Origin of the sequence: Sphingobacterium endophyticum, assembly GCF_009733535.1 — a bacterium.
GTDB lineage: Bacteria > Bacteroidota > Bacteroidia > Sphingobacteriales > Sphingobacteriaceae > Sphingobacterium > Sphingobacterium endophyticum.
Window position 1 is genome coordinate 42,180 of record NZ_SMMI01000021.1, and the last position, 14,601, is coordinate 56,780.

The 14,601-nt window shown below is 34.1% G+C and carries 15 protein-coding genes; 3 read left to right on the plus strand and 12 right to left on the minus strand.

The features are described from left to right. Positions 1–13 precede the first annotated feature (13 nt). The 3 genes from E0Y80_RS18615 (at position 14) to E0Y80_RS18625 (ending at position 2,097) form a co-directional block, all read left to right on the plus strand. A complete protein-coding gene (locus E0Y80_RS18615; RefSeq protein ID WP_156309164.1) occupies positions 14–259 on the plus strand; it encodes a hypothetical protein in 246 nt (81 codons plus the stop codon). Positions 260–411: 152 nt separating this feature from the next. Further along, entirely contained in the window at positions 412–1,071 is a 660-nt protein-coding gene (locus E0Y80_RS18620; RefSeq protein WP_156309165.1) for a YceH family protein, read from the plus strand. Positions 1,072–1,089: 18 nt separating this feature from the next. Then, on the plus strand, positions 1,090–2,097 hold the full coding sequence (locus E0Y80_RS18625) for a WD40/YVTN/BNR-like repeat-containing protein (RefSeq protein WP_156309166.1): 1,008 nt from the start codon (positions 1,090–1,092) through the stop codon (positions 2,095–2,097). Between the two features lie 70 nt (positions 2,098–2,167). On the opposite strand, the gene E0Y80_RS18630 is transcribed toward E0Y80_RS18625, so the two are convergent. From E0Y80_RS18630 to E0Y80_RS18685, 12 genes are all read right to left on the minus strand, one after another. Next, complete coding sequence (locus E0Y80_RS18630; protein WP_156309167.1) at positions 2,168–2,590, minus strand: SH3 domain-containing protein; 423 nt, start codon at positions 2,588–2,590, stop codon at positions 2,168–2,170. A 7-nt stretch (positions 2,591–2,597) separates the two neighbouring features. After that, complete coding sequence (locus E0Y80_RS18635) at positions 2,598–3,089, minus strand: BON domain-containing protein (RefSeq protein ID WP_156309168.1); 492 nt, start codon at positions 3,087–3,089, stop codon at positions 2,598–2,600. A 284-nt stretch (positions 3,090–3,373) separates the two neighbouring features. After that, the gene (locus E0Y80_RS18640) at positions 3,374–3,823 is read right to left on the minus strand and encodes a 3-oxoacyl-ACP synthase (protein WP_156309169.1); all 450 of its coding nucleotides are present in this window, start codon (positions 3,821–3,823) and stop codon (positions 3,374–3,376) included. A 111-nt stretch (positions 3,824–3,934) separates the two neighbouring features. Further along, positions 3,935–4,408, minus strand: coding sequence for a hypothetical protein (locus tag E0Y80_RS18645; protein WP_156309170.1), 474 nt, complete (start codon positions 4,406–4,408; stop codon positions 3,935–3,937). Between the two features lie 101 nt (positions 4,409–4,509). Beyond that, positions 4,510–5,100 (minus strand): DUF1003 domain-containing protein, encoded by a 591-nt coding sequence (locus E0Y80_RS18650; RefSeq protein WP_156309171.1) that lies wholly within the window; start codon positions 5,098–5,100, stop codon positions 4,510–4,512. A 123-nt stretch (positions 5,101–5,223) separates the two neighbouring features. Further along, a complete protein-coding gene (locus E0Y80_RS18655; RefSeq protein ID WP_156309172.1) occupies positions 5,224–6,111 on the minus strand; it encodes a bifunctional 5,10-methylenetetrahydrofolate dehydrogenase/5,10-methenyltetrahydrofolate cyclohydrolase in 888 nt (295 codons plus the stop codon). A gap of 22 nt (positions 6,112–6,133) precedes the next feature. Then, positions 6,134–7,924: a translation elongation factor 4 gene (lepA, locus tag E0Y80_RS18660; protein ID WP_156309173.1), complete on the minus strand. Its 1,791-nt coding sequence runs from the start codon at positions 7,922–7,924 to the stop codon at positions 6,134–6,136. Positions 7,925–8,059: 135 nt separating this feature from the next. Next, entirely contained in the window at positions 8,060–10,315 is a 2,256-nt protein-coding gene (locus tag E0Y80_RS18665; protein WP_156309174.1) for an ATP-binding protein, read from the minus strand. 291 nt (positions 10,316–10,606) lie between these two features. Then, on the minus strand, positions 10,607–11,806 hold the full coding sequence (gene fabV / locus E0Y80_RS18670) for an enoyl-ACP reductase FabV (protein WP_156309175.1): 1,200 nt from the start codon (positions 11,804–11,806) through the stop codon (positions 10,607–10,609). Positions 11,807–11,934: 128 nt separating this feature from the next. Beyond that, the gene (locus tag E0Y80_RS18675) at positions 11,935–13,089 is read right to left on the minus strand and encodes a serine hydrolase domain-containing protein (RefSeq protein ID WP_231596103.1); all 1,155 of its coding nucleotides are present in this window, start codon (positions 13,087–13,089) and stop codon (positions 11,935–11,937) included. A 6-nt stretch (positions 13,090–13,095) separates the two neighbouring features. Next, the gene (locus E0Y80_RS18680) at positions 13,096–13,827 is read right to left on the minus strand and encodes a DUF3307 domain-containing protein (protein WP_156309176.1); all 732 of its coding nucleotides are present in this window, start codon (positions 13,825–13,827) and stop codon (positions 13,096–13,098) included. Continuing rightward, entirely contained in the window at positions 13,817–14,422 is a 606-nt protein-coding gene (locus E0Y80_RS18685; RefSeq protein ID WP_156309177.1) for a hypothetical protein, read from the minus strand. Before E0Y80_RS18685 ends, E0Y80_RS18680 begins: the two co-directional genes overlap by 11 nt. Positions 14,423–14,601 lie beyond the last annotated feature (179 nt).

Genomic DNA, 14,601 nt, shown 5'->3' on the forward strand with positions numbered 1-14,601 from the left:
TGGATTTTTTAATATGGTCAAGAATCAAAACTTTAATAGTGATGAAATTATTAAAGAATTAAAAAAATTGGATGAGAAACATCATCATTATCTGCAAACAGATGGAAAATGGTTGATTGGGGGCTTTGAATCCATTGTGAGTTATGATGGAAAGATTTCCACCATTCATGGAGAACAAGTAACTCTGAAAAAGGAAATCTATATGATGTTACCTTCAGAGATTAGGGAGGAAATAGCCCAATTTATGGATGTAGAATAAGCAAAGCATGCGGGGTATCCCCTTCAAAATTGCGAAAGATCATAAAACTTGTGAAAAACAAAAAAGCAGTCTATAAATTTATAGGCTGCTTTTGTTTTTGCTCATATTTTTCAGAAAACTGTATATTTAAGAGCACATCGTATTTCACAATTATGGAAGAAAATAAAACTTTACCTATTCTTAATGCAGAAGAAATCAGAGTACTCGGATCATTGTTGGAAAAATCCAAAACAACTCCGGAATATTACCCAATGACTCTCAATGCTTTACAAACTGCATGTAATCAAAAATCTTCACGAAAACCCGTAGTTCAATATGATGAAACAACAATCATTCAAGTAATTGATACACTCAGAAAAAAGGGCTTAGTATCTACTGTTGTCGGCGGTGGAAGCCGAGTTACTAAATACCAACATAATCTGGCAATACAATTTCCAATCTTACCTCAAGAATTAGCAGTTTTGTGCTTATTGTTTTTAAGAGGACCATTAACTGTTGGTGAAATCAATAGTAATTCTGGTAGATTATTTGATTTTGAAAATTTAGATGAGGTGCAGGAACTTCTAAATAAATTAAGTACAGATAACCCTCCTTATATTAAGCAGCTATCAAAACGACCTGGTCAAAAGGAAGTCCGTTATATTCATTTATTTTCAGATTTTGATGAGGATTCTTATGAGGAAGATACACCTCCAACTCTATCCAGCAATAATTCTTCCATAAACCAGTTAGAAGAAAGGGTTGCTTATTTAGAAAATAAACTAAATACGCTACGTGAAGAATTTGATGAATTAATGAAACAGCTTTCATAAGCTTAAAGAAATTCTAAAATGAAAAAATTACTCATTATAGCTTTCCTTGGATTATTTATTTGCACAGCACATGCTCAAAGTATTCATTCGTTGTCAAATAATAATAAATCAAGTTTCCGAGGCTTGTCTACTTTTAAAGATAAAACAATTTGGGTAAGTGGCAGTAATGGTAAAGTGGGGAGATCCACTGATATGGGTAAAAATTGGGAATGGATATCTCCAAAAGGTTATGAAAAATATGATTTTAGAGATATTCAAGCCTTTGGTCCCAAAGAAGCAGTTATAGTTAGTGCTGGGGCCCCTGCTATTATATTATACACCAAAGATGCCGGAAAAAATTGGAAAGAAGTTTATAGAAACGATGATCCAGATATCTTTTTAGATGGTATGGATTTTAAAGGTAAAACTGGCTATATAATTGGTGACCCTATAAATGGAGCTTTCCAGCTTTTAAAAAGTAACAACAAAGGGAAAACCTGGCAAGATGTAACCGAGGCTATTCATTTGTTTGCAGAACCCGGAGAAGCAGCTTTTGCTGCAAGTGGTACCTCCTTGCAAGTCATTAATGATTGGCTATATATAGGAACTGGTGGATCTTACTCAAGCCTAATGAAGCGAAGTGAAAAAGAAAGTAAACTTGATGTTCAAGATGTTCCAATTTGGTCTGGATCTGCAAGTACTGGGATCTTCTCAATTGATTTCTTAAATGAACGTGAAGGTGTAGTCGTTGGTGGTAATTATACTTCCGACAAGGATAACAGCAACAATATTCTGCTTACAAAAAATGCTGGCCTTTCCTGGGAAAAACCGGAAGTTCCAGTGTATGGCTTCAGATCTTGTGTCAAATATATTTCTCCCAAAATCCTTGTAGCAACGGGAACTTCTGGAACTGATATTTCGGAGGATGGTGGAAATACCTGGAAAAATATTTCAACGGATAGTTTTAATGTCATTGCAATATCCAGTAATAAAAAACATATCTATTTGGCTGGAAGCAATGGTAATATAGCCTTATTAACTTTATAAAGTTCACCAATAGATCAATAAAAAAGCCAGTTAAATTGAATTAACTGTCTTTTTTTATTTTACGCTAATGTTATGCAATAGGTTCCAGATATTGAGCATAGCAATATCCTTCTTCACCATCTTTAGTTCGTACTAACCACCATTGATCATTGGCTCTGCTAATTAAAGTAATCACCTCATCCTTAGCTGCTTTACCTACAATTGGCTGATCTGTTCCTGGGCCTTTACGAATATTTAAATTACTGCTCTCTGTAATTACTCGAACTTGAGAACCTGATACAGCAGTGGATACATCAACATTCATTACGACATCTCCAGACAAAAAATTAGGGTCTATTTGATTATAGATATCCCATAGTTTATTCTTTACATCTGCATTAGGTGCAGTCCCTTGAATGTGTAATACACCTTCTTGCTCTGCAATTGCAAGATCAGTCATTCCTGATGCCTTAGCAGTATCAATTAAAACTTGATATTTTGTTTGTAAACTCATATTTTTTCTATTTTACTGTTAACCCACTCATGTCCACTTTTTTAGGATTTAATGCATCTAATCCCATTTTCAAAGCTTGTACTCGTGCTTGTTCTAATTCTCCGGTAACTGTGATTACTCCATCAGAAATTGCTGTTTTTACCGTCGGAAAATCCTTTGTAAAATCGGCAACTTTTGCAGTTAAATCAGCATCATTTGTATTGATTTCTATCGGAGGTGCTGTATTAACAACAATATTGTTTTGCACAGATTTTACTCCTTTACTGTCTGCGGCCTTTGCAGCATTTTCTATCTGAAGTTTCTCATCTTCTGAATTTGCTGTCCCGTTTAAAGTAACGACTCCATCTTTTACTTCAACTGTAACTCCAGGGTTCGATTGAATGGCAGTTTCTACTTTTGCTTTTAAGTCACTGTCTGAGATCTTTGACTTACAAGCGATTGTTCCAGTCATTAATGTTCCTGAAACTAATGCAATGGTTAAGATTTTTCTTAAATTCATAAATCACCTTGTTTATGTTGGTAAATAATACTTAAAGCTAAACAAAAATTATTCGTAAATTGTTTTAACAAAGTTTTTTTTAATTTATTGTAATTCAACCTATCAAAATTCCTTAATAGATTGATATTTAACATAATTAACGCTAATATTTGAACAAAAAAAATAAGCCCTTTTTTGTAACAAAAAAAAGGACTTTATCAAAAATATCAATTAAATCAGATTAGTAAATTTCTATAATAATCTGTTTTAAAGTCAAATCACAAACCACATGAAAAACATGCTTTTTAAATAATCCTATTGATCGATAATGTCTTCCCATTAAAATTTATCAAATTAGAAGTCTGTTTTCCCATCAAAATATTTCCAATTGGTGATTCTTTCGATACAACCATTATCGTTCGATCATTAATTTTTAAAGGCCCAATTGAAATTGCTATAAAGTAATCAAATTGTGAAGTCTCGACGACACTACCAACCATAACGGTCTGGGAAGGTTTAAGATTAAGAGTTTTTAATTTTTCAATATCTAGTTCTGCTTGACTAAGTTGATGCTGCAAACGGCTGATTTCTTGCTGAGCCATTTCCCTTGAAGTTTCATATTTATCACCCATACTACTTTTCGTATCATTCATAATAGCATCTTGTGCAGTATCCATGGCCGACTTTATATCTTGCATTCTAGATAAACACTTTTCCATACATAGCTCAACTATTTCATCTTTATTCCAATCCATTTCAAAACATTTGATAAGCAGACAATATACATCAAAGAATATAAAAAAAGCGCCAATCCTCATTGGCGCCTTCAATTAAAAACTTAATAACCCATATATTAATGGATTTAATTAGTTCTCTAATGCTTCTTTTACATTTTCTGCTTTTCTTTTAGCATCTTCTGTAAGTTCTTTCGTTTTGTCACCTACTTTTTCAGCAGTTTCATCAATCTTTTCTCCTGCAGCTTTTCCAGCTTCTTTTGTAGCGTCTACTGCATTCTTAGCAGCTTCTTTAGTTTTTTCCCAAGCTGCATTTGCTTCATCTAATGCTTTTTGTGCAGCCTCTTGTGCTTTTTTATCGCCACTTTTTACTGCTGCATCTAAATCTGCCTGAGCCTTCTTAGCATTTTCCTCAGCTTTCGCTAATTCTGTATTCACATCGGATTGAACCTCTTCTACTGATTGCTCTGTAGTTTCGATTGAATGATCTAAAGCTTCTCCTACAGATGTATCACCATCATTGTTTTTATCCATTGATGAATTATTGTTACATGATGATAATGTTAATGCACATGCAACTGCTGCTAATACCGCAATTTTTTTCATTTTCTAATTGAATTAGTGTTATAATAATAATTTGTTTATTCTGAAGCTTCTACACAATATTTATACCAAATAAATTGAAAAGCATATTTCATGATTTTTGATTATTCCTTAGTACCTGATTTTATCTCCTTTTCTATTCGATCCACATGGTCCGATAACTGTTTTAGCAATTTTAAATGGGTTACCTGAGAATCGAATAATTGCTTAACCTCCTCTTCCAATAATACATCAATCTTCTTATGAAGACTGCGAATCTCCAATTCAGCTTTCAAATTAACCAAATAATCATTTTCAGCCCTCTTCCTATCCTTTTCTTCTTGTCGATTTTGACTCATCATTATGATAGGCGCTTGTAAGGCAGCTAAACACGAAAGTACCAAATTCATCAGAATAAAGGGATATGGATCAAATTGCTCCTGTTTTGCTACAGTTGTATTATAAATTATCCATACAACTAATAATCCTGTAAATATGATTATAAATGACCAACTTCCTCCAAATCGCGCCACTCGATCTGAAATCTTTTGACCCTCACTTATTATTTCATCCGTAGGATGAAGTAAATTATCCATTATAAGCTTCTCTTCATCAAATGATTTCCTTACAATTTCATGTAGTTTATCTAGGTTCTTATCATTTTGGTTTATCATATCCAAAATATCCCTATTTTTTACTTGATCCAATTTTGTCATAGCTTTTAATAATAAAAAGGAAATATAAAAGATTAACTTTTTTTCAATTAAAAGGTTTCTACAAAACAAAAAAAACTCCCGAATGGGAGTTTTAAAAATAAACTTATTTCAATTTAATAATTTTTAAGATTTTGGATAGACAGTTCCTTTAGCAGCTTCAAGCGTATTTTTCAATAAGCCAATAATAGTCATCAAACCTACTCCACCTGGTACAGGTGTAATCCAAGAAGCTTTTGGAGCAACTTGTTCAAAATCAACATCTCCGTATAGCTTAAAACCAGACTTAGTCTCTGTTGATGTTTCTCTGTTGATACCAACGTCAATGACAATGGCACCTTCCTTTACCATATCAGCGGTAACAAAATTCTTCTTACCAATTGCAGCAACAATAATGTCTCCTTGCAGAATCTCTGATTTAATGTCTTTTGTCCTGCTATGTGTAAGTGTAACTGTACAGTTTCCAGGATTAGAGTTTCTCGCTAATAATATACTCATTGGTGAACCTACAATATTACTACGGCCTACAACAACCGCCTTTTTACCAGCTGTATCAATCCCGTAATGAGCTAACATTAACATTATTCCATATGGTGTAGCTGGAATAAAACATGGTAAATTCCTTTGCATTCTTCCTAAGTTGATCGGATGAAACCCATCAACGTCTTTGCGATAGTCAATGGCCTCAGTTACTTTATCTGGATCAATATGCTTTGGCAAAGGTAACTGAACAATGAGTCCATCTATACTGTCGTCAGCATTTATCTCCTTGATTTTGTTCAATAACGCTTCTTCAGTGATGTCTGTATCATAATGAAGATTAGTTGAATCAAATCCTACCTGTTCGCAATTTCTCATCTTGCTCGCAACATAGGTTTCACTTCCACCATCATTTCCAACTAGAATAGCAACCAAATGTGGCTTACGACCTAACTTTTCTGTTAATTCCGCAGTCTCTCTCTTGATGTCCTCTTTAATCTTTGTTGATACTTCTTTACCGTCAAGTAAATTCATGATATATTATATAGGTTGATTTTTAATCTAATTTCAAAACAGCCATAAATGCAGATTGAGGAATTTCTACGTTTCCAACTTGACGCATACGTTTCTTACCTTTTTTCTGCTTTTCTAATAATTTACGCTTACGAGATATATCTCCACCATAACATTTAGCGGTAACATCTTTACGTAAAGCTGAAATCGTTTCCCTTGCAATGATTTTTGCTCCAATTGATGCCTGTATACGAATCTCAAATTGCTGCCTTGGTAATAGCTCTTTTAGTTTTTCACAAATCTTCTTGCCAAAATCATAGGCATTACTGCGGTGAATTAGTGATGAAAGTGCATCCACAGGCTCATCATTCAATCGAATATCCAATTTAACCAAATCAGATTGTCTATATCCTATTTGATGATAGTCAAAGGACGCATATCCTTTCGAAATTGTTTTTAACTTATCATAGAAGTCAAATACAATCTCCCCCATTGGCATTTCAAATACCAATTCCACTCGATCTGAGGTTAAATAAGATTGGTTGATAATGGTTCCTCGTTTTTGAATACAAAGTGACATTACCGGTCCTACAAACTCAGCTTTCGTAATAATATTTGCTTTGATATAAGGCTCTTCAATACTGTCCAATTTACTTGGATCAGGTAAATCAGAAGGATTATGAACAACTACTTCCTCGTTATCTTTCGTTAAAAATGCACGATATGATACGTTTGGAACTGTAGTAATTACAGTCATATCAAATTCACGTTCCAGACGCTCTTGAATAATCTCCATATGGAGCATTCCCAAGAATCCACAACGAAATCCAAATCCTAGTGCTGCTGAAGATTCTGGTTCAAAAACTAAGGATGCATCATTTAATTGTAAACGATGCATGGACTCTCTTAATTCCTCAAAATCCTCGGTGTCTACTGGATAAATCCCCGCAAAAACCATTGGTTTAACCTCTTCAAATCCTTGAATGGCTTCCGCACATGGTCTATCTTTTTTGGTGATGGTATCCCCTACTTTTACCTCTCTTGCCTCCTTAATTCCGGAAACAATATAACCAACATCACCCGTCTTAATAACTTCTTTTGGTACCTGATTTAATTTTAATGTTCCTACTTCATCCGCGAAATATTCTTTTCCTGTGGCTACGAATTTTACACGATCACCTTTGCGAATTTCTCCATTTTCAACCTTAAAGTAGGCCATAATTCCTCTAAAGGAATTGAAAACTGAATCAAAAATTAAGGCTTGTAATGGCGCATCCGGATCTCCTACAGGTGCTGGAATTCGCTCTATAATGGCCGCAAGTATTTCTGGAATACCCATCCCTGTCTTGCCAGATGCAGGAATAATATCCTCACGCTTGCCTCCTATTAAATCAACAATCTGATCTTTAACTTCTTCTGGCATAGCACCTGGTAAATCCATTTTATTTAATATTGGAATGATCTCTAAATCATGTTCTAATGCCAAATAAAGGTTGGAAATAGTTTGTGCTTGAATCCCTTGTGATGCATCTACAATCAATAATGCCCCTTCACAGGCCGCAATTGATCGTGAAACCTCATATGAAAAATCCACGTGTCCCGGTGTGTCGATTAAATTTAAAACATACTGTTGACCATCTTGGATATAATCCATTTGGATCGCATGGCTCTTAATCGTAATCCCTCTTTCACGTTCCAAATCCATATTATCCAACAACTGAGCTTGTGCTTCTCGCTGCGTGATGGTATTGGTATATTCAAGTAATCTATCAGCCAAGGTACTTTTACCATGGTCAATATGTGCTATTATACAAAAATTGCGTATATGCTTCATATAGGTTATTATGCCTTCAATTTAATTTGCAAATATAATTTTATTTATTGAGCTTTTTACCGATAAATCGATCTATTTCCGATTTGAACATCGGAAAAATCTGAGGATTGACTTTTTATCAATTAATGGAATGAATTACCTTTCATTGGGAAATAGTAGATTGATTTGAGTTCCCTTCCCTAATTTGCTTTGAACTTCAATTTTAATTTTCAATCGATCAGCTATTCGCTTCACAATCGTTAACCCCAATCCTGTCCCTTCATAATTCCCAGCATTTGACATGCGCTTAAATGAATCATATATCGTACCTAATTCTTCTTTCGCTATCCCTATCCCATTGTCTTCAATACGATAACAGATGAATTCATGCTGAACTTCGGATGTTATCTTAACTTTCGGCCTTTCAACCTTTGCACTATACTTAATGGCATTCCCAATAAGATTCTGAAATAATTGGTAAACAATGGTGCGTTCGCCATAAACAGGAAGTATATCTCCTAGACTAATTTCTGTTTGTTCGGCTCCATAACGCAATTGACTAAAGTTTACTATTTGAGCAAGAAATTCATCAACATAAACAGGCTCAAATTTATATTCGTAATCCTTAATCTTAGAAAATTCATGAACGCTTCTTAATAGTTCACCAATAACATCCACTGCATCCTTCGTGTTTTTAAGCATCTTGTTGCGCAGTTCTTCTTTCATATTTGGACGTTGAAGAAGCAGTTGGGTCGATAAATTAATTGCAGAAAGTGGATTTTTTAAATCATGGCTCACTGTGTTGGCATAATTATCCAATGCCCTATTCAAATTGCCAACCTCTTTATTCAACTTATCTATTTCTTGTGCAAAATTCTTATTGCTTTGAATGATTATCTCCCTTAATCGCTTGATAAAATAAAGCTCATCTTCCTGCCAAACTTCTGATGTACCTACAGTTTTTTGATGCCAAATATCTAAACTTGAATGGGGTTCATGAGTAAATGTTTCATTGATTAGTTGCTTTTCAATCCTTGAAACAGGTTTTTCAACCCATTTCCGAGTGAATTCCTTTTCTTTCCTGAACCATATAATCGTACATTCATCATTTAAATTAACATGCAAACCTCCAATCCCCGCAAAACGATCTGATTCTATTTCTAAAAACTTCCCATAATTAAGTATAAACTCATGATCGGCAAAAGTATCCCCAACAGCTATTCGCTTCACCATCTCCTTGATTTCAAAGAGCTTGCCCGAACCAATGGAAATATGATACGAATAAATTTGACCATTTATCATAATAATCATCGAATCAGATTTGGCATAGTAGCACAATTCACTTGCTAGGTCCATTAAGGATTCTGCCAGGTTATTTTTTAATATGAGCTTTTCCTTGAGTTGGAGCTCAAAATTTCGAATATCTTCCTGATATTCCCTTATTTTAAATTTTTCCTCTTCATGATAACGGTTTGCAGCTAGCTGTATAAAATAAACTAAGGCCTCCCGCTTCAATAAATTGATGCTCTTTGCATGTTGGCTTTGACAAAATATATAACCCCACAATTTCCCCTCTACTTGTATCGAAACACTGAAATTTGAATTAACACCTTCTTTCTTTAGGTAGTAGGCATGAATCGGAGATATCATTCTAACATTTGTCTGGGATAAATTTGGCTCGTCTATCCCATTTGAAATGACTTTTATTGTTTCCCCATCTACATTAGCTGTATATCGGTGAATATTTACGGAATGAACGTTCTTAGCATGTTTAAAAATATCCATATCTGGATAATAACAATTCAAAATGCCTTCCAATTCAGGGTTCTCGTTAGATTCTGCAACGATTAATCCATTTCCCCCCTCAACATATTGAAAGACTCTAATCCGGTCAAATCCACTAATCTTTGAAATATATGAACAAACAACTTCCCAAATCTTCCCTCTATTATCTGATAATAATTTGTCAGCTATTTCAAATTTTGGAAAGAATACAGTGGAGTCTTCTATTCGTTTTTCAAATTCAAGATAGATGTAGTTATTAAACAGATAAATATTTAGAAAGTATGACTTTTCATGGATCATAATTTCCAATAGAACTCGGTCGCTAGAATCCTGAAGAACCTGGTCGACGGCTTTTTTTATACTATCTAAATAAATCGGAAAATAGGTTTGAAGAAAAACCCATAAATCTTTCCCTAAACAAGAAGTCAGGTCCTCTTCCAGCCAATCTTTACAGTTTTCACTTCCTGCTACTAAATTACATTCCAGATTGACAATCAATAAATAACCAAATTCCTGTATCCCTTCACTCAGATACAAATTTTCATCCTCAACTATTATTTGATTATCCATTAATAATTTCTCACAGTTAGTTCTTGATAGATGGTTTGGTAAATCACTATCCTGCATGATTTTAAAAAATAAAATTAAAAAAAGAAAATTACTTTTTATGATTATCCATCAATTATATCCCTATAATTTTTGGCAAATTTCAATAAATTATCTTTAGGGTTTGAATATCAATTCATTATTTTTTTTATTGAAAAACAAAAATATTGAACAATAATCAGATTGAATCAATATTTTCCGGAATTATTAAATTTCAATAAATATCCACCCTATAAAAAGTAATTTTCAATTAAAAAAATAGCGTATCAGATTAATTTCTGATACGCTATTTTTTTTAATATATACCGTAATTTATTCTGCTAAACTAGGTACTTGAACTAATTCACTTGTATCTTTATTGTAATCTATACTATCAAAGTTAAATCCGAATAACTGGAAAAAATCGTCACGATAGCCAGCGATGTCAGAAATCTCTTCCAAGTTTTCAGTTGTTGCTTGATCCCATAGTTTTGAAACCTCTTCCTGAACATCAGCTCTCATTTCTAAATCATCAACCCTGATTCTTCCCTTCTCGTCTAATGGCACATCTCCATCAACATATAAGCGCTCTGCAAACAATCTTTGCATTTGTTCAATCGTTCCTTCGTGGATACCTTTTTCTTTCATTACTTTATATAGCAATGAAATATATAAAGGGACAACCGGAATCGCTGAACTTGACTGCGTAACTAATGCCTTATTTACCGATACATACGAAATACCATGTAAATCTTTTAATATATCATTGATTGCTGGAACCGTACCTTCTAAATCATCTTTTGCACGTCCGATCGTACCATTACGGTAAATTGGATATGTCAATTCAGGGCCAATATAGGAATATGCTACAGTTTTTACTCCTTCAGCTAATACTCCCGCTGCTTTTAAATCTTCAATCCAGAATTTCCAATCCTCACCTCCCATTACAGCAACTGTATTCTTGATATCATCTTCAGATTCAATTGGTTGAATGCTAATATCAGATACGACACCTGAATGAAAATCTACAGTTTTATTCGTAAATGGTTGATCAATTGGCTTTAATACCGATGAATATTGAACACCAGTTTTCGGATGAGTACGACGTGGTGATGCTAATGAATAGATCACTAAATCTACTTGTCCTAAATCTTTTTTGATCAAAGCAATTGTTTGCTCTTTAATCTCATCTGAAAAGGCATCGCCATTAATACTTTTCGCATATAATCCAGCCGAATGTGCCTCCTTCTCAAATGCAGCACTATTATACCAGCCTGCTGTTCCTAACTTTCCTTCTGAAGCCGGTTTCTCAAAAAATACTCCAATGGTTGCAGCTCCTGAACCGAATGCGGCACTGATGCGCGAAGCAATCCCAAATCCGGTAGATGCACCGATTACTAATACCTTCTTAGGTCCATTTTTAATCTCGCCTTTCGATTTTACGTATTCGATTTGGTTCTTGATATTCTCTGCTGCTCCTTCCGGATGTGCTGTCAAACAGATAAAACCTCTAGTTCTTGGTTGAATAATCATATTGCTTATTTATCAATTTGAATAATTTTTACAAAAGTAGTTAATTTTTCAAGTAAACGGCCCTTAAATCCGCTTTATATTGTTTCTAAATCTTATAATATAATGTTCAGAATGTTAGTGCAATCCATTTATTTTTTACTAATAAAATCTTTATATAATAAATTGATCACCTCTTTCGACATCTGTATATCTTCATTTCTATCTAATGTCGGTATACAGCCATTCGTAATTACAATGAACCCAAATTTCTTATCTGGCTCAAAAAACATATTACTATATAAACCATACGCTGACCCTGTATGACCTACCATGTGCTCCCCTTCTATTAGTCTGTTGTTTTCCAGCAGCGCTAATCCATAGTTTTCTTTTGGAGATAATCCATGCTGCATTTTCTTTGAACTTAATGGATCTAAAATCTTAACCTTTCCAGATTTACCATAATTCATATGCATCAGCATATATTTTGCCAAATCATGAGCTGAAATTTTCATCCCTCCAGTTGGTGAAAAAACCGGCGTACTCACTCCCATTGTATAATTCTTTATCTCTTCTGATCTTGGATTATAGGCAGCAGGTTGCTCTGTATAACTGTTACCTTCGCGCTCATATAATTTAGCAAATCTTTTTTGATCTAAAGAATCTACGCAATATCCCGCATCTAATTTTAAGGGATTTAAAATTTGCTGCTTAATATAATTGTCAAATCTCACATGAGTCAACCTTTCTAAAACAGCTCCGATCATATTGAAGTTTAAATTACAATATTCATAATCTGTTCCAGGTTCATAATTATTATATGATTTTTCCCAATCCTTATTTTTTGTCGTATCCAGTACATCAAACGTAAAATACCCATTACTATCATTTATACTTGAACGATGTGACAGCATCATTTCTAAAGTTATTTTAGTATCAGGATATTTTGGATTTCTAACTTTAAAACCTACCAATTCACTGATATCATCGTCTAATGATACTTTGCCTTGTTCTACGAGCTGCATAATGGCAGTTGAACTGAATGACTTTGAAATAGATGCTATCCGAAATAGATCATTTGTAGTCAACGGTTCTTTGCTATTCAAATCCTTGTATCCAAATGCCTTTTCATAAATTGGTTTTCCTTTCTTTACTACTACGATGGCCAACCCTACAGCTTCATATTTATCTGTAATTTTCTTTAGTTCGGACTCAAAATCTTTACTCTGCCCGACTGCACTCATACATATGCCCAATAGGACTAGAATACTCATCAGGCTTTTAAAGCCTTTGCTTTTTATTTTCATAGTTTATCAAATTATTATTAATGCTTCCTTTAAGGCTATGGCTACCAATAGCCCCAATCCAAAACTCAATAAGGTCCCAATTAAAACGTATTCTGTGAATTTCGTATCCTTCGCATTTGTCAAATCTCCAAATCTAAAAATTGACTTTGCTGCCAATAGAAAGCCTACGGCTTCCATAAAATTCATCATCACAAACCCTAAAATCATCAAGCGCTCAATTACCCCAATGATGGTCCCAGCATCGAATAATGTCTCCTTTCTTTTATTGTTGAAGTCCGTCTCCTTATTCCATTTGCTGAAAAATATTCGGATGACGATGGGGATAACAAATACAATCAACAAAATTGCTATCGCATAGAGCATGATATGATTGACTGATATTTTCGCTAGAATGCTGTTAAATACTTCCTGATGATTGAAAAAATAAATGCCAAATATACTAGCGAGATGTAGGGCTTGATCGATTATGAATATCCGTACTGGATTTGCCGGCCACTTCTGTTCCCAGCCAATTTTTAAGCTGTCAATTGCTAAATGAGCTGCAACTAAAAATAAGATATTCTGCCAATTATTACTGAGATCATTGATGAAAAATAAAATTAACAAACCTGCATGGACTGCAACATGATAAAATAAATATTGAATCTGTGTCCCTCTTTTATTTACCCATGATTTCGGTTGAAAAACGAAATCTCCCAAAATATGGGCCATCAACATTTTCAGTAAATCAGTTAACATAGCGCTTTATTTCTTGGGTACAATAATCTATGACCTGATTTATCTTGATATAATTGGCCTTCCCTAATTCCGTGCTCACCTGGCTTTGATGTTTACGGCCGATTATCTTCGTTAATTCTATCTGATTCGATTGTGGATTATCCAATGCTGAATGAACCGTTTCAGCCATATTTGTTGTCCATTGATCGGTCAGTCGCGTCGCTAAAGTCAATATTAGATTCATCGGCTCATTCAATTCTTGCCATCTTGACCTGAATTCTACACTCTCCTTACTCAAATTATCTAATGCCTGACCTGACAGTACAAAGGCTTCCCCACTTGATTTCTTAATGCTCTTGTCCATTACATCAATCTCCCCTACTCCAATCCCTATTCGAACATCAACCCCCTCAAGCTGACGCATGGCCGCTTTTAAATAAAATATCATCCTGATACAATTCTCAACAGATACTTCCGCTTGAAAACTATCGCCACGAAATATATCAAATGTCTTTGCATACTTCCGTATCCCCCCCTCTAATCTCGGCAACCATTCAGCTGATTCGTATGACCTTGAATGGATGATATCCCCCGTTAATATGACATGGTATTGCATGGTTTATCCTTAATATTTATTATCCAATATATTATTATTTCCCTTTATCATCAAAATAAATGATAAACAAATATATCATTAAAATAAGTGATAATTCAATTTATCATTAAAATGAGTGATAATCTAATTTATCATTAAAATAAGTGATAATCCAATTTATCATTAAAATAAGTGATAAT